This window comes from Mesorhizobium sp. M1252, assembly GCF_040318265.1.
Lineage (GTDB): Bacteria > Pseudomonadota > Alphaproteobacteria > Rhizobiales > Rhizobiaceae > Mesorhizobium.
On the sequence record NZ_JAMYLX010000006.1, the window covers coordinates 44164 to 63476 of the forward strand.

Below are 19313 nucleotides of genomic sequence, written 5' to 3' on the forward strand. Positions count from 1 at the left end.
TGTGGTGTGCTACGTGCCGCACAGCGTAAGCCCAGACAATCCCTTGCAAAATTCGATTGGCAGTCCTGCTTCGCTCTTCGAGCTTCGCAGGACAAGCCCACCTCAGCGCGAAGCAGGATGGCGGAGAGGATGCCCTCCGACGCCCGGCAAGGGAGAGCAGCTCATGTGGTATGTGTATCTTCTGGGGAGTGCGGCTGCCGAACGCGAACGCTATATCGGCATAACGACGGACCTGAAACGACGGCTTGTCGAGCACAATGCGGGGAAATCCAGCCATACATCCAAGTTTCTGCCGTGGCGGATCGTCACCTATATGGCCTTTTCGAACCAGGGCAAGGCAGCTTCATTCGAGCGCTATCTCAAATCCGGTTCAGGGCATGCTTCCGCAAACAAGCGCCTGTGGTGATGGCCGCATCACCCGCAGCAAAGTTCCATTTTTCAATAGACCTCAACAATAACAACTGATTACAGCGAAAACGCCTGTCGCCGGCTTCACTGTCTTGTTCGATTCTGACTGGAGGTCAGAAAATGAACATTAAGAGCCTTCTCCTCGGCTCCGCTGCGGCCCTGATCGCAGTTTCCGGTGCGCGCGCCGCCGACGCCGTCGTCGTCGCCGAGCCGGAACCGGCTGAATACGTCAAGATTTGCGACGTCTACGGCGCCGGCTACTTCTACATTCCCGGCACCGAAACCTGCCTGCGCATCGGCGGCTATGTCCGTTACGACATCGGTGCCGGCGACGTGGGTTCGTTCGATGGTGCGAGGTCCTTCGACCATAAGGATGGCGACGAGCAGGATACCTTCTACAAGAACGCCCGTTTCACGCTGAAGACCTGGACCGGCCAGGAAACCGAACTCGGCACCTTGAACACCTACACCGAGACCCGCTTCAACTTCGGCAACCGCAACGGCTACCCCTCGGCAGACGATCCGACGACCGAAGCAGACGAGTTCAACTCCAACCCTGCCGGCAACAAGAACGTTTCGCTGAACTTCGCCTGGATCCAGCTCGGTGGCCTGCGCGTCGGTAAGGACGAATCGGCCTTCGACACGTTCATCGGCTACGCCGGCAACGTCCTCCAGGATACGCTCGTTCCCTACGGCGATTTCGATACCAACGTCGTCCAGTACTACTTCGATGCGGGCAACGGCTTCTCGGCCGTGGTCTCTCTCGAAGAAGGCTCCGGAACCGTTGGCACCATCGACAGCTACGTTCCGCATGTCGTCGGCGGCGTGAAGTACACGCAGGGCTGGGGCGCCATCACCGGCGTCGTCGCTTATGACAGCAACTACGAAGAAGTCGCCGGCAAAGTTCGTTTGGATATCACCCCGATGCAGAACCTGTCGCTCTTCATCATGGGCGGCTACGGCACCGACGACAATTTGACGGACTCGAGCTATGCGATCGACGCCGGCGGCCGCGGCTTCTACAAGCAGTGGGGCGGCAACTGGGCTTTCTGGGGTGGTGGCACCTACACCATCAACGAGAAGACCTCGTTCAATGCCCAGGTCTCGTATGACGAATGGAAGAATCTCGGTGTTGCCGCCAACATCGCCTACGACGTTGTTCCCGGCTTCACGGTCACGGCCGAAGTCGACTACCTCAATGCAGGCAAGTTCGACGACGCCAATTTCTCCAACTTCACCAACGCCGACAAGAAGAGCAGCATCGGCGGTCTCCTCCGCTTCCAGCGCTCGTTCTAAGACGCTCAGCCTGGCTGAAAATCGAACCCGGCGGGCAACCGCCGGGTTTTCTTTTTGAAGCGCCCGTCGCCATTGGCTGCAGTGCTGGCCTTCAAAAGGGTTGCCGCCTACCGGCGGTCAGGTCGTAGAGCGTGGCCACCCGCGCCGATTTCATCACGGGCGTGATGGCCACTATTTCCAGCCGCGCCAGAACTTGCGCCGTCCCATTGGGCACGCTAGCAAGAAGGCCCATCTTCTCGTGAGCCTTTGCCATGCGCCAGCGCCCTGCCCTCACGCCGCTTGTCGGCGCGCTTCCCTCGACGGTGCCGTTTGTCGGACCGGAAGCGCAGGAGCGCGAGCGCGGACGTGCTTTTCGCGCCCGCATCGGCGCCAATGAAAGCAGCTTCGGGCCTTCGCCGCGCGTTATCGCCCGTATGGAGCGCGTCGCGCGTGACCAGTGGATGTATTGCGATCCCGACAATTACGATCTGAAGCAGGCTGCGGCCCGCCATCTCGGCGTCGGCGCCGAAAACGTCATGGTCGGCGAAGGCATAGACGGGCTGCTCAGCCTGGTGGCGCGCATGTATGTCGCGCCCGGCGACGCAGTGGTCACCTCGCTCGGCGCCTATCCGACCTTCAACTTCCACATTGCCGGCGTCGGCGGCCGGCTGGTCACGGTGCCTTACGAGAACGACAAGGAAAGCCTGGACGGCCTGCTCAAGGCAGTCATCAAGGAGAAGGCGCCGCTGGTCTATCTCTCCAATCCGGACAATCCGATGGGCAGCTGGTGGGAAGCAGGAGATATCACCCGCTTCGTCGAAGCGTTGCCGGAAACCACCATGCTGGTGCTCGACGAGGCCTATGGCGAATTGGGGCCGGCCTCGGCGCTGCCGCCGATCGATGTCGCGCGATCCAATGTCATCCGCATGCGCACCTTCTCCAAGGCATACGGGCTGGCCGGCATACGCTGCGGCTATGCGGTGGCGGAAGCCGAGGTGATCCGTGACTTCGAGAAGATCCGCAACCATTACGGCGTCAGCCGCATGGCGCAGATCGCCGGCGTCGAGGCGCTGGCCGACCAGGACTGGCTGCACACCGTGGTGGCGCGAGTCGCTGCCGGCCGCACACGTATAGCCGGGATTGCGGAGACGAACGGGCTGAAGCCGCTGCCATCGGCGACCAATTTCGTCACCATCGACTGCGGCCAGGACGGCGCCTTCGCGCTGAAAGTGCTGCAAAACCTTTTGTCGCGCGACGTTTTCATCCGCAAGCCGATGGCGCCAAGGCTCGACCGTTGCATCCGGGTCAGCGTCGGCCTCGATCATGAACTCGACATCTTTGCCGAGGAACTGCCCGGCGCACTCGCCGCGGCGCGGGGAAACTAGCGCCGCCGATTGCCATCGCAACAGAGCCTGCCGAGGCCGCCAAGGCCAAAACAGAATCAGCCGCGACCCCGACTCCGTCGATCCAGCAGCAATCCGAAGTCAAGCCTGTTGCTTTCGTCCGATTCCGCGCCAGTTTCTGTGCATGGGAGGCAACGATGGATGACCGGCAAAGGGCAGTGCAGGCGCGTGTGCATGGCAAGGTGCAAGGCGTCGGCTACCGGATGTGGGCGCGAGGCGAAGCGACAGGGCTTGGCCTCGTAGGTTGGGTACGCAATGAACGAGACGGCACCGTGACGGCCTGGATTGCCGGTGCCGATGCTGCGGTTTCCACAATGATCGAACAGCTCCGGCAAGGGCCAAGGGGAGCTTCGGTTTCGAAGGTCGAGACCGAGGAATTCGAACTCCTCGACGCGCCCATCGACTTTCGGATCATCGTCTAGACGGAACCACTTTGTTGCCGCTTGAATTAATTGAACGTTCGTTTTATTACTAGGTATCGGGAGACGTTCATGGCACGCACAACGGGATCCGACGGCGAAAAAACTGAAGCGGCCGTCCGGGAGGCTGCGGTCAGCCTGATCGCCCGCTTCGGCTACGAGGCAATGTCGATGCGGCAGCTTGCCGCCGAGGTCGGCGTCCAGGCCGCCGCGCTCTACCGCTATTTTCCGACCAAGGAAGACCTGCTGTTCACGCTGATGCGCGAACATATGGAAGGGCTGATCGAAGCGTGGGACGCCGCACGCCCCGACGCTGCCGATCCGGCAACGCGGCTTGCCGCCTATGTCGAAAACCACATCGCTTTCCACATCGAGCGCCGCCACTCCACCCATGTCTCGAACATGGAATTGCGCAGCCTGTCGCATGACCGGCTGACGCAGATACTGCGCATGCGCACCGCCTATGAGAAGGAGTTGCGCGCCATCCTGCGCGACGGCGCGGAGGCAGGCGCCTTCAGTGTCGATGACACCGGGCTCACTGCCATGGCCCTGATCCAGATGATGACCGGCGTCATCGTCTGGTTCCGGCCGGGCGAGCGGCTGTCGATGGCTGAAGTCACGGCGACATATTTTTCAATGACAATGCGCCTGGTTGGCGCGAAGATCGAAATCGGGGAGGAACGGCATGTACACGAACACACTCAGCTTCGGGCATGACGAGGACATCGAGGCGCTGCGCGATCTGGTGCGCCGCTTTGCCCAGGAGAAAATAGCGCCGATCGCTGCCGAGATCGACCGCAGCAATCAATTCCCCACGCATCTGTGGAAAGAGCTCGGCGCGCTCGGCCTTCTCGGCATCACCGCCGATCCCGATTTCGGCGGCAGCGGCATGGGCTATCTTGCCCACGTCATTGCGGTGGAAGAGATTTCGCGCGCCTCGGGCTCGGTTGGTCTCTCCTACGGCGCCCATTCGAACCTCTGCGTCAACCAGATCAACCGCTGGGCGACGCCGGCTCAGAAGGAGAAATTCCTGCCGGCATTGTGCTCGGGCGAAAGGGCAGGTGCGCTGGCCATGTCGGAATCGGGCGCCGGCTCCGACGTCGTCTCGCTCAAGCTGCGCGCCGAAAAGCGCAACGACCGCTATGTGCTCAACGGCTCGAAAATGTGGATCACCAACGGCCCCGATGCCGAAACGCTGGTGGTCTACGCCAAGACCGATCCCGAGCGGAAATCGCGCGGCATCACCGCCTTCATCGTCGAAAAGACGATGGCCGGCTTCTCGGCATCGCCAAAGCTCGACAAGCTCGGCATGCGCGGCTCCAACACCGGCGAACTGGTGTTCGACAATGTCGAGGTGCCCTATGACAATGTGCTGCATGAGGAGGGCCGCGGCGTCGAGGTCCTGATGTCGGGCCTCGACTACGAGCGCACCGTGCTCGCCGGCGGACCGCTCGGGCTCATGGCGGCCTGTCTCGACGTGGCGATCCCCTATGTGCATGAGCGCAAGCAGTTCGGCCAGCCGATCGGCGAGTTCCAGCTCGTGCAGGGCAAACTTGCAGACATGTATTCGACGATGAACGCCGCGCGCGCTTACGTTTATGCTGTCGCGGCTGCCTGCGATCGCGGCCAGACGACACGCAAGGATGCTGCCGGCTGCGTGCTGTTTGCCGCCGAAAAGGCGACGCTGATGGCGCTCGACGCCATCCAGCTGCTTGGCGGCAACGGCTATACCAACGAGTACCCGACCGGCCGGCTGTTGCGCGACGCCAAGCTCTACGAGATCGGCGCCGGGACCAGTGAGATACGCCGCTGGCTGATCGGACGCGAGATCATGGCGGAGGGGGTTTAGTGCCTGCCAAGATGGCAGGCTGTTGTTTTGCGGGTATCGAGAGACAAGTAGGGCGATAGATGGTTACGTCATCGGGACATCCAGTCACAAGGCGGGGGATATTTGCGATGGCTTTGTTTTCCACAATCGCTGGCTTTCTCGGGCGCGCGAAGGCTCAGAAGCGTCGCTTTTCTAATATGGCGGAATTCAGAGAGCTCGTAATTGCCGAACTCAAACGGCAGCCAGGTGTCGATAGCGCTGTCGCTGACCCATCGGATCCTGCAAAAATCGGTGCAAAACTCGATGGCGCAGAAGTGACGGCAGACGTCACAAACGTGTTCGGGCACTTGAACTCATACCCCGACGAAGACGCCGATGCGGCCATACGCAGGCTAGTCCGAGGCCTGGCCGAAATACGACCTAGGGCGAGTGAAGAAAGTCTGATCGCGGTGATACGGACCCAGCAGTATGTCGAGCACCTCAGATCGATGGGTCTGGATTTATTGTGCGAACCGCTGGTTGGTGAAATTGCGGTCGTATACATGGCCGACCTTCCCGATTCAGTCTCACCTGTTGCTCCGAAGGACTTCCCCGGCCGGGCGCTTTCGGATTTGCGCGATGTCGCACTAGGCAATGTGAAGAAATGGCTGCCGAAAATTGTCTCCGACGGCCAGATTGGCACATTTTATCTCTATTACGTCGACGGCAATACGATGCTCTCCACGAGCCTTGTGCTGCTCGACGAGTTCTGGCTGTCGATCAAAGCACAGTTTCCCGGCGATGTTTTATTTGCGCTGCCGCGCCGGGATCAATTGTTCATCTTCGATGCGAGCAATCCGAAGGCCCAAAGCGTGGCCAGACAGATGATCGACGTCACGTTCGAGGATGGCTTCAATCTGCTATCCGATAAAATTTTCGAACGCCGCAACGGCAAACTCCTAGCGCAGGTGTAGAGATCGATATGGCCGTACTTCAAACCCAAATCTCGCCCTCCTCCGAAACCTTCCGCGCCAATGCCGAGCGCATGCGGGCGCTGGTTTCCGACATTGCGGAAAAGGCGGCCAGCGTCGAGCGCGGCGGTTCGGATGAGGCGCGCGAGCGTCATGTTTCGCGCGGCAAGCTGTTGCCGCGCGAGCGGCTCGCACAATTGCTCGACACCGGCTCGCCCTTCCTCGAGATCGGCCAGTTCGCGGCATGGTCGATGTATGGCGAGGAGATTTCCTCGGCCGGCATGATTGCCGGCGTCGGCCGTGTCGAAGGCACCGAAGTGATGGTCGTGGTCAACGACGCCACGGTGAAGGGCGGCACCTATTATCCGCTGACCGTGAAGAAGCATTTGCGCGCGCAGGAGATCGCGCTGCAGAACAATCTGCCTTGCGTCTACCTCGTCGACAGCGGCGGCGCCAATCTGCCCAACCAGGACGAGGTGTTTCCCGACCGCGAGCATTTCGGCCGGATCTTCTACAACCAAGCCAACATGTCGGCAGCCGGCATTCCGCAGATCGCCTGCGTCATGGGCTCATGCACGGCAGGTGGCGCCTATGTGCCGGCAATGTCGGACGAGACGATCATGGTGCGCAACCAGGCGACCATTTTTCTCGGCGGCCCGCCGTTGGTGAAGGCCGCCACCGGCGAAGACGTCAGCGCCGAGGAGCTTGGCGGCGCCGACGTGCACACCAGGTTGTCCGGCGTCGCCGACCACTATGCGCTGGATGACGAACATGCGCTGGCCATCTGCCGGCGCATCGTGAAAAATCTCAACCGGCGCAAGACCGTAAGCCTGACCTTACAGAGCCCCACGCCGCCGCTTCACGACGCGCGGGAACTCTACGGCATCGTGCCGACCGATCTGCGCCAGCCCTATGATGTGCGCGAGGTGATTGCGCGGGTCGTCGACGGCTCCGAGTTCGACGAGTTCAAGCAGAATTACGGCACCACGCTGGTCACCGGCTTTGCCCATCTCCAGGGCATGCCGGTCGGCATCATCGCCAACAATGGCGTGCTGTTTTCGGAAAGCGCGCTGAAGGGCGCGCATTTCATCGAGCTATGCTGCCAGCGCAAGATCCCGCTGATATTCCTGCAAAACATCACCGGCTTCATGGTCGGGCGAAAATACGAGGCCGGCGGCATCGCCAAGGACGGCGCCAAGCTGGTGATGGCGGTCGCCACCGCGCGCGTGCCGAAGATGACGATGATCATCGGCGGCTCGTTCGGCGCCGGTAATTACGGCATGTGCGGGCGCGCCTATTCGCCACGCTTCCTGTGGATGTGGCCGAACGCCCGCATTTCGGTGATGGGCGGCGAACAGGCCGCAACCGTGCTGGCGGTGGTCAAGCGCGAGGGCATCGAGCGCAAGGGCGGCGAGTGGAGCGCAGACGAGGAAGCAAAATTCAAGAAGCCGATCCTGATGAAATACGAGCATGAGGGCCATCCGCTTTATTCCTCGGCAAGGCTGTGGGACGACGGCATCATCGATCCGGCGAAAACACGCGAGGTGCTGGCGCTCAGCCTGTCGGCCGCGCTCAACGCCGACATCGAAGAAACGAAGTTCGGCGTGTTCAGGATGTGAGATGAGCACGCTCGACCAACGCATCAGCATCCACACCGGCGACATCACAAGGCTTGCGGTCGATGCCATCGTCAATGCCGCCAATTCCTCGCTGCTTGGCGGCGGCGGTGTCGACGGCGCGATTCACCGCGCGGCCGGCCCGGAGCTCGAATTCAAATGCCGGATGCTCAATGGCTGCAAGGTCGGCGATGCAAAGCTCACCAAGGGCTACAGGCTGCCGGCGCGCTACATCATCCACACGGTCGGGCCAGTCTGGCAAGGTGGCAGCAGGGGCGAAGCCGGACTGCTCGCTTCCTGCTACCGCCGGTCGCTTGAAATCGCATTCGACCATAATTGCCGGACGGTGGCATTTCCGGCGATCTCGACCGGCATCTACGGCTATCCGAAAGACCAGGCGACCGGGATCGCCGTTGGCGCCGTAAGCGCCTTCCTGCAACTGAATGCAGTGCCTGATACAGTTACCTTCTGCTGCTTCGATGATCAGACGGCCGAACTATATCAGCGTGCCGTTGCCGCTCTTGGGGAGGGCTGAACTCATGGATCAAACGACTGCTATAGAGACGACTTCGATAGGGCGCTCCCTTGGTAAGGGAGAGGTCGGTAATGCACGAATGGTTGCCCTGACACGCTGGCGGGACAGCGCGCCCCTCTGTCCTGCCGGACATCTCCCCCACTTGGAGGGAGATCGGACGTCACGCCGGCTTTCGCCAATCGCCACCGTTGAAAGAAGGGCAGCAGCCTCAAAGCTGCCAATCTCCCCCCTCGTGGGGGAGATGTCCGGCAGGACAGAGGGGGGCGCGAAGGGATGCCGACGTCGACCAACGCAAAACCGGGAGGCTCCATGTTCGCCAAGATCCTGATCGCCAATCGCGGCGAGATCGCCTGCCGTGTGATCCGCACCGCGCGCAGGCTCGGTGTGCGCACCGTCGCCGTCTATTCCGACGCCGATGCCAAGGCCATGCATGTCGAAATGGCCGACGAGGCGGTGCATATCGGCGCTTCGCCCGTCGGCGAAAGCTATCTGCGCGGCGACAAGATTGTCGCGGCCGCGCTGGCGACAGGTGCCGAAGCGATCCATCCCGGTTACGGTTTCCTCTCGGAAAACCCTGATTTCGTCGACCAGGTGGTGGCGGCAGGGCTCACCTTCATCGGCCCGTCGGCCGCCTCGATCCGCGCCATGGGCTTGAAGGACGCGGCCAAGCGGCTGATGGAAAAGGCCGGCGTGCCGGTGGTGCCGGGCTACCATGGTGAGGCGCAGGAGATCGTGCTGCTGGCGTCCAAGGCGCGCGAGATCGGCTATCCCGTGCTGATCAAGGCGCGTGCCGGCGGCGGAGGCAAAGGTATGCGGCGGGTCGAACATGCCGACGATTTCTCCGAGGCGCTTTCGGGCGCACGGCGCGAAGCCAAGGCCGCGTTTGGCGACGACCGCGTGCTGGTCGAAAAATATGTCGACAAGCCGCGCCACATCGAGGTCCAGGTGTTCGGCGACAATTTTGGCAACGCCGTGCATCTCTTTGAGCGCGACTGCTCGGCGCAGCGCCGGCATCAGAAGGTGATCGAGGAAGCGCCGGCGCCCGGCATGACGCCGGCGCTGCGCAAGGCGATGACGGAAGCGGCGGTCAAGGCCGCCAAGGCAATCAGCTATTCCGGCGCCGGTACCATCGAATTCATCGTCGATGCCTCGCAAGGGCTGAAGGCCGACCGCTTCTGGTTCATGGAAATGAACACCCGCCTGCAGGTCGAACATCCCGTCACCGAAATGGTCACCGGCACCGATCTTGTCGAGTGGCAGTTGCGGGTGGCATCCGGCGAAAAGCTGCCCAAGACGCAGGGCGAGATCGCACTTTCGGGTCACGCCTTCGAGGCGCGCATCTACGCCGAGGACGCGGCAAAAGGGTTTTTGCCGGCGACCGGCACGCTGCATCACCTGAGATTTCCCGACAAAGCTCCCGAAGGCGCCACGATGCGCATCGAGACCGGCGTGCGGGCCGGCGATGCGATCTCGCCCTTCTACGATCCAATGATCGCCAAGCTGGTGGTCCACGCCAGGGACAGGCAGGCGGCGCTCGATGCGCTCGGCACAGCGTTGTCGCAGACCGAGATTGCCGGCTCGACCGTCAACACCGCCTTTCTCGCGGCACTTGCCGCGGACGCCGATTTTTCCGTCGGCGACGTCGATACCGGCCTGATCGGCAGGCATCAGGAAGCGCTGACTGCGGTCGCCCCGCCGAGCAGCGAGATCGTTGCCGCGGCAGCGCTTGCAGCGGCCGGCGCCGGTGCGTTGCCGCCATCGGACGATCCGTGGTCGTCGCTGGCCGGCTATGCGCATTTCCACACTGTTGCGCGGCGCACGCGGCTACGCCATGGCGAGGACGATATTCTGGCGCGTGTTTCAGTGCGGCCGGACGGGCGCTTCGTGGTGGCGTTGGACGCGCCCTATGACAGCGTCAACTCGCACGATCTTCGCGCCGCCCCTCGCCTTGCCCGCTGGCCAGGCCACGTCACCGTGTTCGAAGGCGCGGTCGGCTACAGTTTCCTCGTCCCGGATCCGCTGGCGCGAACCGACGAGGCCGCCGCTGCTTCCGGCAGCCTGCGCGCGCCGATGCCGGGCCTGGTCAAGCTGGTGCGCGCGGCAAAAGGCGAGACCGTGAGCAAGGGCCAGCCGCTGCTGATCCTGGAAGCGATGAAGATGGAGCACACGATCTCGGCCAGCCATGACGGCGTCATCGCCGAAATCGCCACGGAGGGCGCGCAGGTCACCGACGGAACGGTGCTGGTGCGCTTTGCCGAAGAGGCTGCATAGCCGCCTGGACCCTTGAACAAAAATGGCCGGGACGAGCCCGGCCATTATTTCCGTGAGTATGCGGACGATTACTGCGCGATCGGCGCGTATTTGCCGTCATGCCACTGGTTGATGTCGTAGCTGGCGTTCTTCAGATCGCCCTTCTCGTCGAAGGTGACCTCGCCGACCACGGTGCTGAACGGCGTGCCGTTCTTCAGCGCTTCGGCGACCTTGACCGGATCGTCGGTTCCGGCGCGCTTGACGCCTTCTGCAAAGGCCTGAACGACGGCATAGGAGAACAGCGTGAAGCCTTCCGGCACGAAGCCGCCCGCCTTGATCTTGGCGATGGCTTCCTTGGCTTCCGGCTTGGCCTGCGGGTCGGACGGGAAGACGAACATGGTGCCTTCGCCGGCCGGGCCGGCGACCTGCCAGAATTCCGGCGAGGCGATCGAGTCCGGCATGATCAGCTGGAACTTGACGCTCTGCTCAGCCGACTGACGCAGGATCAGCCCGGCTTCCGGGTGATAGCCGCCGAAATAGACGACATCGGCCTTGAGGTCCTTCAGCTTGGTGACAAGAGCCGAATAGTCCTTCTCGCCGGCATTGATGCCTTCATAGTCGATTTCCTTGAGGCCACCGGCATTCATCGTCGCCTTCACGGCATCGGCAACGCCCTGACCGTAGGCGCTCTTGTCATGCAGGATAACAACATTTTTGCCGGCATATTTCTTGGCGATCCACGGGCCGATGAAGGCGCCTTGCGCGTCGTCACGCGTGTAGAGACGCATGATCGTCGGCCAGCCGGCCTTGGCGGCGGCGTCAGTCAGCTCGGGATTTGAAGAGGCTGGGCTCATCATCAGCGCGCCGGCCTCGGCGTAGACGGCGGACGCCGGGATGCTCGAACCCGAACAGGCATGGCCGTCAATAAACTTGACGCTGTTGGCAACGATCCGGTTGGCCACCGAAACCGCCTGCTTGGGATCGCACTGGTCGTCCTCGATGTCGAGCTTGATCATCGAGCCGTTGACGCCGCCGGCGGCGTTGATCGCGTCGGCGGCTGCCGTTGCGCCCTGTTTGAACTGATCGCCGATCGTGGCGAGCTGTCCGGTCATCGGGCCGACCACCGAAATGGTGATGTCATCGGCAAAGGCAACCGGCGCGCTCATCATCAGGCCAAATACGGCCGCGCTCAAAATACCCATTTTTTTCATGGCGATAGAACTCCTCCCACACTCGCGCAGCCGCTCTGGCCGCGCTTCTTTCAGAAGGCGGGACAATTTCATCCTTCATTGGGCCTGTCTAGGCGCATCGGCGCCACTCGATTGGGCCTCATCAACGCAAAAAGCCACGCCAGCCTGTTCCCGGCCGGTCGTGGCTTTTTGCTCGTGGAGCAGTCCCCATGCGCCCCCGCGCCACGAAAACCTGCTCGCCGTCCCCATTGTGCACGGCTGGACCGTGTTGGCCTGCCGCGTTCTTGTTTTTCATTGTCGACCGTCTTGTCGCGGTCTTGTTGTCTACCGGTTCCGGCCGTCTATGCGGTCTTGATCCCGGAGCTTCCCTGTCTTTCGTATATCTGCTCGAGATCGCCGATCTCAGTGCATGGTCATCCATTCGCGGGCTTCGCGCAGCGCCTTGGCGATCTCGGCCTTGGACATCGCGGCCGACAGTTCCGAGCGCAGTTCGGCGGCGCGGACCGAGCCCTTGATGGCGGCGATGTTGAACCATTTGTGGGCGGCAACGACATCGGTCTCGCAATCGCGGCCGGTCGCATACATCATGCCCAGTTCGAAAAGAATGTCGGCCTGGGCAGTTGCCCCCATGGCGCCGAAGCCGGCTTCAAGCATTTCAAAACGTGCCATTTTAGTCCCCTGTCTGGCTCCCGAGAGCGGGCCTTTTCTGTCCCCCGGTGTCCCCTGGGGAGCCGCTCTTTCGATGCTTTCGAGAATGAAGCCGAGCCTTGAATCCGTCGTTAAACGGCGTGCTTAATTTGGAGAAAACAAAGCTAAAACAAGAGGTAAACGCGGAAATTCGTTAAGGATACAAAATCAGCAATCGCGCCGTTTCGCGCCGGATTTGACGAAAATTTATGGGGCACCAATCAACACTCTGCTAACCACAGAAACCAAAGCCAACGCGCCGATCGTTTCATTTCTCGCGTGCACAGCTCTCCCGCTCCCATGAAAATTGCAAACCCTTCCGTGGCGGCACCCGCTTTTGTTTTGCCGGGAGCTGGATTAGCTTACGTTTGCGTAAGGGGCAGAGAGGCGGGAGCCCCAGATGAAACCACAGGGAGGACAGATATGTTTCGCAAAGTAAGCTTGGCCCTGGCGGCCACGGTGATGATGGCGGGCGCTGCATGGGCCGACCCGATCGAAGGCAATTGGAAGACGCAGGCCGGCGACACCGCACTCATTGGCGGCAGCGGCTCATTCTCCATCACATTGAAGACCGGCAAATATGCCGGCAAGACCATCGGCTCGCTCAAGGTGGCCGGGAACAACAAATATGCCGGCAACATCACAGATCCGGCAAACGACAAGACCTATTCCGGCAAGGCCACACTGTCGGGCACCTCGCTCAAGATGAGCGGCTGCGTGCTCGGCGGGCTGATCTGCAAGAGCCAGACCTGGCACAAGCTCTGAGCTTGCTGTTTTGACACGACGATAACGGGGCCTGCAGGCCCCGTTTTCTTTTCCAGGCGCCCACGGCAAACCCGCGACACCTCGCGGCCTCGCAATCGAGCCGATGCTCTCCCTAAAACATCGTCAATCACTTTGAACCGCAGATGAACGCCGGCATCAGAGCCGGTTCAGTCGCATCAGGGCATTTTGATGGCGTGTTCAAGGAGACACTACGCAAATGCTCGCTCGCCGCTTCACCATCGTCTGCCTGTTGATGAGCCTGTTCGGGATGCTCTTCGCCATCCTCGTGGCCGAAGCCGGCCGCCCGGCCCGTTCCTGGGATGCAGCCAGTTCCTGCCAATTCGATTGCATGAACCATTTTCGCCCCTGAGACGACAAAGACATAGATCCAAACAGAAAAGCAAAAGCCATGAACCGCATCGCCATCAACGCCCTCCAGACCCTTCGGCTCCTGCCGCGGGCGGCGCTCGTTCTGGTCGTGCTGTCGGCGCCGGTCCTGGCCATGCCGATGATGCGGGCCAATGCCGACGCGACGATCGACGCGCCGGCGACGAAGAAGCATGGCGTCGGCTTTGTCTTGCTGGTCAGTCTGCAGCGCGGGTAAGGTGTGCCGGTATTAAGGTGATGCCGGCCTGCAAGTGGCGGCCTTTGGTGCTCACATACTTCGAGTACGCTCCGCTCCGGTTCTCGAAGCCAACCAGTTTGGTCGCTTCGCGCCCGTCCTCGACTCCGGCTCAGCCTTACCTGAATCTCAGCACACCTTGGGCGTGGACGAATAAATCGACCACTTGGCGGCCATCCTCCCCTCCCAAGTGCGGCCTCAAGTCTCTATATTGAGCCATGGAAAAGCGAATCTACCCACAAGCTATCGAATCGGTCGTCATGCCGGAGCCTTTCGGCAAGCAGAGCTTCGACGACGCCAAAAAGGCCGTGGCCGCCTTGCAGGTGCTCTACGACCGCAACACCAAGTTTCTGCGCGACTCCTTTGCCACGCTTGCCGCCGGCGGCGACGAAAGCAAGCGCTACCGCGCCTTCTACCCGGAGATCGGCGTCACCACCAATTCGTTCACCCAGATCGACTCGCGCCAGGCTTACGGCCACATGCCGACCCCCGGGCATTTCTCGACCACCATCACCCAGCCGGTGCTGTTCGAACGCTATCTCGTAGAGCAGCTTCGCCTGATCATGCGCAATCACGGCGTGCCGGTAACGGTTTCGGAATCGACCACGCCGATCCCGCTGCATTTCGCGTTCCTTGAAGGAACCCATGTCGATGGCGCCGCCGCCGACCGCATCAAACGGCCGATCCGCGACCTGTTCGACGTGCCGGATCTTGACGGCACCGACGACCAGATCGCCAACGGCACCTTCGAGGTCGCGTTCGGCGAACCAAGGCCGCTGGCGCCGTTCACGGCGCAGCGCATCGACTATTCGCTGCACCGCATGACGCACTACACGGCGACCAGCCCGCAGCATTTCCAGAACTTCGTGCTGTTCACCAACTACCAGTTCTACATCGACGAGTTCGTCGCCCGCGCGCGGGCCCAGATGGCTGAAGGCGGCCACGGCTATACCGAATTCGTCGAACCGGGCAATGTCATCACCAAGGCAGGGCAAAACGCACCCAGCGAAGGCGTGGCGGCGCCGCGCCTGCCTCAGATGCCAGCCTATCATCTGAAGAAGCCGAACCATGGCGGCATCACCATGGTCAACATCGGCGTCGGCCCGTCCAACGCCAAGACGATCACCGACCATGTCGCGGTGCTGCGGCCACATGCATGGCTGATGCTCGGCCATTGCGCCGGCCTGCGCAACACTCAGGCGCTGGGCGACTATGTGCTGGCGCATGCCTATGTCCGGGAAGACCATGTGCTGGACGATGACCTGCCGGTGTGGGTGCCGATACCGCCGCTGGCCGAGATCCAGGTGGCGCTGCAGGAGGCGGTCGCCGAAGTCACCGGACTTTCCGGCTACGATCTCAAGCGCATCATGCGCACCGGCACCGTCGCCACCATCGACAACCGCAACTGGGAACTGCGCGACCAGCGCGGACCGGTGCAGCGGCTGTCGCAGTCGCGCGCCATCGCGCTCGATATGGAATCGGCCACGATCGCCGCCAATGGCTTCCGCTTCCGCGTGCCCTACGGCACGCTGCTTTGCGTCTCCGACAAGCCGCTGCATGGCGAGTTGAAGCTGCCCGGCATGGCGACCGAATTCTACAAGCGGCAAGTGGCGCAGCATCTGACCATCGGCATCAAGGCGATGGAGAAGCTGGCGGAAATGCCGATGGAACGGTTGCATTCGCGCAAGCTGAGAAGCTTTTCGGAGACGGCCTTTCAGTAGACCGGCTTGCCGTAAATGTTTGCCGCGAGGCGTTTCGTCATCTTGATTGGGCCGCATTTCAGCCGATAAAGGCCTGATACCTCGGCAATGTATTACCCGGTCTATGGGCAAAACCCGGTCTGATGGCACGCGTGCGAAAGATGATGGCTTCAATGGCGTTCCTGGCAATGCTCGGCCTCTCGGCCGCGCTTGTAGCCGGGTTCTTTGGCGCACTGCATCCGGCCTTCGATTCCTTTGCCCATTTCCGCATCCATTTTGCCGTGCTGATGGGGCTGATTGCGCTGCCGCTGCTCGCCACCTCGTTTCGCCTGCAGGCGGGCGTGGGCCTGCTGCTGGCCGTGGCCGCCTTCGCCAGCACGTTGAGCACCTTTCCGCGCCTGTGGCCGGTGCAGGCCGCCAATGACGCCGCGCCCGGCAACGAACCGGTCTACCGGCTGCTGCAGATGAACCTGCGTTTCAACAATCCGACGCCCAAGAAGGTTCTTTCGCTGATCGCCAGGACCAACCCAGACGTGATCACGCTCGATGAAGTATCGGCCATGTGGGCGACCGAACTCGGCTATATCCAGAACGCCTATCCCTATCGCATCCTGTGCGCCCATCCCGACGGCGTGTGGGGCGTGGCGCTTTTGTCCCGGCGACCTTTTGCGGCCGGCACCGAGCCGCATTGCGAACCGCGCGGCGCGATGGCGGCCGCCACCGTCGATTTCGGCGGCACTCCGGTCGATGTCGCGGCGATCCATTTGAGCTGGCCGTGGCCGAAGGAACAATACTGGCAGATCGGCGAGTTGACCGAGACGCTCACCTCGCTCGGCGAGACGGCGATCATGGCCGGCGACTGCAATGCCGTGCCGTGGAGCGCCGCGGTACGGCGCGTTGCCTCGCTCGGCGGACTGACCGTGATGCCGTCGGCCGGACCGACCTGGATCCACCGGACCCTGCCCGATTTCCTGCGGCGCTATGTGGGCCTGCCGATCGACCAGGTGTTTTCGAAGGGCGGGGTGACCATCCTGTCGTCGACGCAGATGGAAGAGACCGGCTCCGACCATCTGCCGGTGATGGTGGAATTTTCATTGATGCGCGACGAGACCAAGCCGGCCGACGAGGATTCTACCGCGACTGTGTCGCTGATCCAGCCCAGCATGGGCGGCTAGATCGTACGCCACGGGGCTTACGGTTTCACAAGCCTACCAAGGCCTCGATGATGCGCTCGACATGGCCGCCTTCACTGTGCTCGCGCGCGTCGAACGCGATCTGTTTTGCCTCATAGAGCTTGGAAGTGGCTTGCAAGCGCCGCGTGGCTTCGACGCGCGTTTTGTTGCATTGCGGATCGTTGGCAAATTTCAGGCCGCGAACCGACCGCTCGGCAGCCTGCATCATCTGCCCGGCGATACGGCCATGGGTTCCTTCATGAGCGAGAACGCCTGTGAAAAACCGGTTCCAGCGTTTGCGCAGCGCCGGCGTGACGGCCGAGGCGACGCGCGGGTAGGTGTAGGCGATGTTGAGCGTTCCATTGGCCTGGCGCAGGCGGCAGACGCCGTTGACCTGACCCACGTCCAGGCTCCAGTCGGCGGTGTAGCTTGTCTGCGCGATGGCGTGGGTCATGAAACCGTGCTTGGGGCCCCTGCGGTTCATGGCGATAACCAGACCGGCACCTGTCGTGCCGGTGATGTCATAGGTTCGCGTCTTGACGACGGTTTTCACCCCCGCCGACGCCGTCCCGACGACGCCGCAGGCCGCGCTTATGACGGCGACGCAAAACAAGACCAACACGCGCATGCCATTTTCCCCATGGACGCGGCAATGAGACCACAAGCAGACGACGGTTTCAACAATCTTTGGCGCCGAGCGCCTTACATGCCTTGGTAAACCCGGCCATCGCGGCGATTTTTTGCTGGTTGAGACGGCCCCGGTCGGTGAGGCTCACATGCCCTGATAGACCGGGCCTTCGCCGCCTTGTGGCGGCACCCAGTTGATGTTCTGGTTGGGATCCTTGATGTCGCAGGTCTTGCAGTGCACGCAGTTCTGCGCGTTGATGACGAAGCGCACATCCTTGGCAGACGGATCGGCGGCGGCGTTGCCGTCCTTGTCGACCCATTCGTAAACACCGGCCGGGCAATAGCGGGTCGAAGGCCCGGCAAAGACATCATGCTCGGAACGCTTCTGCAACTCCATGTCGCCGACGATGAGATGCACCGGCTCGTTTTCCTCGTGATTGGTGTTGGACAGGAACACCGACGACAGGCGGTCGAAGGTCAGCACGCCGTCCGCTTTGGGATAGGCGATCTTCTTGTGCTTGGCCGCGGGCTCAAGCGTGGCATAATCGGCCTTGCCATGTTTCAGCGTGCCGAAGGGCGAGAAGCCGAACAGCGTGTTCAGCCACATGTCGAGACCACCGAGGCCGACGCCGATAATGGTGCCGAAGCGCGACCAGAGCGGCTTGACGTTGCGGACCTTCTTCAAATCCTTGCCGATATCGGTCGCGCGCCAGGCGTCCTCATAAGACGACAGCTCGTCATTGGCGCGGCCGGAGCCGATCGCTTGCGCGACATGCTCGGCCGCCAGCATGCCGGACAGCACCGCATTGTGCGAACCCTTGATGCGCGGCACGTTGACGAAGCCCGCCGCACACCCCATCAGCACGCCGCCGGGGAAGGAGAGTTTCGGCACCGACTGCCAGCCGCCTTCGGTAATGGCGCGCGCGCCATAGCCGATGCGCTTGGCGCCCTCGAAGGTGCGCGATATCGCCGGATGCGTCTTGAAGCGCTGGAATTCCTCGAAGGGCGACAGCCAGGGGTTCTTGTAGTTGAGATGCAGGACGAAGCCGACCGCGACCTGGTTATCCTCGAGGTGGTAGAGGAAGGAGCCGCCGCCTGTCTTCAGGTCGAGCGGCCAGCCGAAGGAGTGCTGCACCAGGCCCGGCCGGTGGTTCTCGGGCTTGACCTGCCACAGCTCCTTGAGGCCGATGCCGTACTTGCCGGGCTCACGGCCGTCGGACAGTTTGTATTTTGCGATCAGCTGCTTGGACAGCGAACCGCGCGCGCCCTCGCCGATCAGCACGTATTTGCCCATCAGCGCCATGCCCGGCGCAAAGCCCGGGCCATGTGTGCCGTCTTTTTCGACGCCCATGTCGCCGGTGACGACGCCCGTGACCGCGCCGGCATCGTTGTAGACGAGGCTGGCGGCAGCAAAGCCCGGATAGATTTCGACGCCTAGCGCTTCAGCCTTGGTTGCCAGCCAGCGGCAGACATTGCCGAGCGAGACGATGTAGTTGCCGTGATTGTTCATCAGCGGCGGCATCAGGATATTGGGCAGACGGAACGAGCCGGCGGGGCCGAGCACCAGGAAATCGTCGGCCGTAACCGGCGTCTTGAAGGGGTGGCCATCTTCCTCGCGCCAGCCCGGCAACAGGCGGTCGATGCCTATGGGATCGACGACGGCGCCTGACAGAATGTGGGCACCAACCTCGCCGCCCTTTTCCAACACCACGACGGAAAGCTCGGGATTGACCTGCTTGAGACGGATCGCTGCGGCAAGGCCCGCCGGGCCGGCCCCGACGATGACCACGTCGAATTCCATGCTCTCGCGTTCGATCTCGCTCATCAACCCCTCCGCTCTGGCCAACCGTTTCCGGCATTTTGCTG

The 19313-nt window shown here is 62.1% G+C and carries 20 protein-coding genes; 15 read left to right on the plus strand and 5 right to left on the minus strand.

From position 1 onward, the window contains the following. Positions 1 to 163 precede the first annotated feature (163 nt). Both NKH22_RS13820 and NKH22_RS13825 read left to right on the plus strand, forming a co-directional pair. Positions 164 to 406, plus strand: coding sequence for a GIY-YIG nuclease family protein (locus tag NKH22_RS13820; protein ID WP_023829059.1), 243 nt, complete (start codon positions 164 to 166; stop codon positions 404 to 406). Positions 407 to 528: 122 nt separating this feature from the next. Continuing rightward, a complete protein-coding gene (locus tag NKH22_RS13825) occupies positions 529 to 1704 on the plus strand; it encodes a porin (protein WP_352909862.1) in 1176 nt (391 codons plus the stop codon). A 91-nt stretch (positions 1705 to 1795) separates the two neighbouring features. Here the strand turns inward: NKH22_RS13825 and NKH22_RS13830 are convergent, their stop codons facing one another. After that, complete coding sequence (locus NKH22_RS13830; RefSeq protein WP_352758614.1) at positions 1796 to 1957, minus strand: hypothetical protein; 162 nt, start codon at positions 1955 to 1957, stop codon at positions 1796 to 1798. Between NKH22_RS13830 and NKH22_RS13835 the strand changes: the two genes are divergently transcribed. From NKH22_RS13835 to NKH22_RS13870, 8 genes are all read left to right on the plus strand, one after another. Continuing rightward, the gene (locus NKH22_RS13835; protein WP_352909865.1) at positions 1956 to 3068 is read left to right on the plus strand and encodes a pyridoxal phosphate-dependent aminotransferase; all 1113 of its coding nucleotides are present in this window, start codon (positions 1956 to 1958) and stop codon (positions 3066 to 3068) included. The genes NKH22_RS13830 and NKH22_RS13835 overlap by 2 nt on opposite strands. A gap of 155 nt (positions 3069 to 3223) precedes the next feature. Next, positions 3224 to 3508 carry an acylphosphatase gene (locus NKH22_RS13840; RefSeq protein ID WP_352459652.1) on the plus strand — a complete coding sequence of 95 codons (285 nt, stop codon included), beginning with the start codon at positions 3224 to 3226 and terminating at the stop codon, positions 3506 to 3508. A 69-nt stretch (positions 3509 to 3577) separates the two neighbouring features. Further along, positions 3578 to 4222 carry a TetR/AcrR family transcriptional regulator gene (locus tag NKH22_RS13845; RefSeq protein ID WP_352909868.1) on the plus strand — a complete coding sequence of 215 codons (645 nt, stop codon included), beginning with the start codon at positions 3578 to 3580 and terminating at the stop codon, positions 4220 to 4222. After that, the gene (locus tag NKH22_RS13850; RefSeq protein WP_023692831.1) at positions 4191 to 5354 is read left to right on the plus strand and encodes an isovaleryl-CoA dehydrogenase; all 1164 of its coding nucleotides are present in this window, start codon (positions 4191 to 4193) and stop codon (positions 5352 to 5354) included. The genes NKH22_RS13845 and NKH22_RS13850 overlap by 32 nt, the downstream gene beginning before the upstream one ends. 107 nt (positions 5355 to 5461) lie before the next feature. Next, positions 5462 to 6286, plus strand: a complete 825-nt coding sequence (locus NKH22_RS13855; RefSeq protein WP_196815222.1) for a DUF1444 family protein — start codon at positions 5462 to 5464, stop codon at positions 6284 to 6286. An 8-nt stretch (positions 6287 to 6294) separates the two neighbouring features. Continuing rightward, positions 6295 to 7902, plus strand: a complete 1608-nt coding sequence (locus NKH22_RS13860) for a carboxyl transferase domain-containing protein (protein ID WP_023821082.1) — start codon at positions 6295 to 6297, stop codon at positions 7900 to 7902. 1 nt (position 7903) lies between these two features. Then, on the plus strand, positions 7904 to 8434 hold the full coding sequence (locus NKH22_RS13865) for an O-acetyl-ADP-ribose deacetylase (protein ID WP_023821081.1): 531 nt from the start codon (positions 7904 to 7906) through the stop codon (positions 8432 to 8434). A 309-nt stretch (positions 8435 to 8743) separates the two neighbouring features. Continuing rightward, complete coding sequence (locus NKH22_RS13870) at positions 8744 to 10705, plus strand: acetyl/propionyl/methylcrotonyl-CoA carboxylase subunit alpha (RefSeq protein ID WP_023692828.1); 1962 nt, start codon at positions 8744 to 8746, stop codon at positions 10703 to 10705. Positions 10706 to 10773: 68 nt separating this feature from the next. Here the strand turns inward: NKH22_RS13870 and NKH22_RS13875 are convergent, their stop codons facing one another. Together NKH22_RS13875 and NKH22_RS13880 are read right to left on the minus strand one after the other, a co-directional pair. Continuing rightward, positions 10774 to 11895 (minus strand): branched-chain amino acid ABC transporter substrate-binding protein, encoded by a 1122-nt coding sequence (locus tag NKH22_RS13875; protein ID WP_023821080.1) that lies wholly within the window; start codon positions 11893 to 11895, stop codon positions 10774 to 10776. 381 nt (positions 11896 to 12276) lie between these two features. After that, a complete protein-coding gene (locus NKH22_RS13880; RefSeq protein ID WP_023821079.1) occupies positions 12277 to 12543 on the minus strand; it encodes a sel1 repeat family protein in 267 nt (88 codons plus the stop codon). 441 nt (positions 12544 to 12984) lie between these two features. Between NKH22_RS13880 and NKH22_RS13885 the strand changes: the two genes are divergently transcribed. The 5 genes from NKH22_RS13885 to NKH22_RS13905 all read left to right on the plus strand — a co-directional run bounded on the left by NKH22_RS13885 (position 12985) and on the right by NKH22_RS13905 (position 16823). Continuing rightward, positions 12985 to 13326, plus strand: a complete 342-nt coding sequence (locus tag NKH22_RS13885; protein WP_023821078.1) for a DUF2147 domain-containing protein — start codon at positions 12985 to 12987, stop codon at positions 13324 to 13326. Positions 13327 to 13543: 217 nt separating this feature from the next. Further along, complete coding sequence (locus tag NKH22_RS13890; RefSeq protein ID WP_023692826.1) at positions 13544 to 13696, plus strand: hypothetical protein; 153 nt, start codon at positions 13544 to 13546, stop codon at positions 13694 to 13696. Between the two features lie 39 nt (positions 13697 to 13735). Continuing rightward, entirely contained in the window at positions 13736 to 13930 is a 195-nt protein-coding gene (locus NKH22_RS13895; protein ID WP_023821077.1) for a hypothetical protein, read from the plus strand. A gap of 278 nt (positions 13931 to 14208) precedes the next feature. After that, the gene (locus NKH22_RS13900; protein WP_023731828.1) at positions 14209 to 15669 is read left to right on the plus strand and encodes an AMP nucleosidase; all 1461 of its coding nucleotides are present in this window, start codon (positions 14209 to 14211) and stop codon (positions 15667 to 15669) included. A 152-nt stretch (positions 15670 to 15821) separates the two neighbouring features. Next, positions 15822 to 16823 carry an endonuclease/exonuclease/phosphatase family protein gene (locus tag NKH22_RS13905; RefSeq protein ID WP_245260542.1) on the plus strand — a complete coding sequence of 334 codons (1002 nt, stop codon included), beginning with the start codon at positions 15822 to 15824 and terminating at the stop codon, positions 16821 to 16823. Between the two features lie 25 nt (positions 16824 to 16848). Here the strand turns inward: NKH22_RS13905 and NKH22_RS13910 are convergent, their stop codons facing one another. Further along, entirely contained in the window at positions 16849 to 17448 is a 600-nt protein-coding gene (locus NKH22_RS13910; RefSeq protein ID WP_023692824.1) for a DUF922 domain-containing protein, read from the minus strand. 144 nt (positions 17449 to 17592) lie between these two features. After that, on the minus strand, positions 17593 to 19272 hold the full coding sequence (locus NKH22_RS13915; RefSeq protein WP_023692823.1) for an electron transfer flavoprotein-ubiquinone oxidoreductase: 1680 nt from the start codon (positions 19270 to 19272) through the stop codon (positions 17593 to 17595). Positions 19273 to 19313 lie beyond the last annotated feature (41 nt).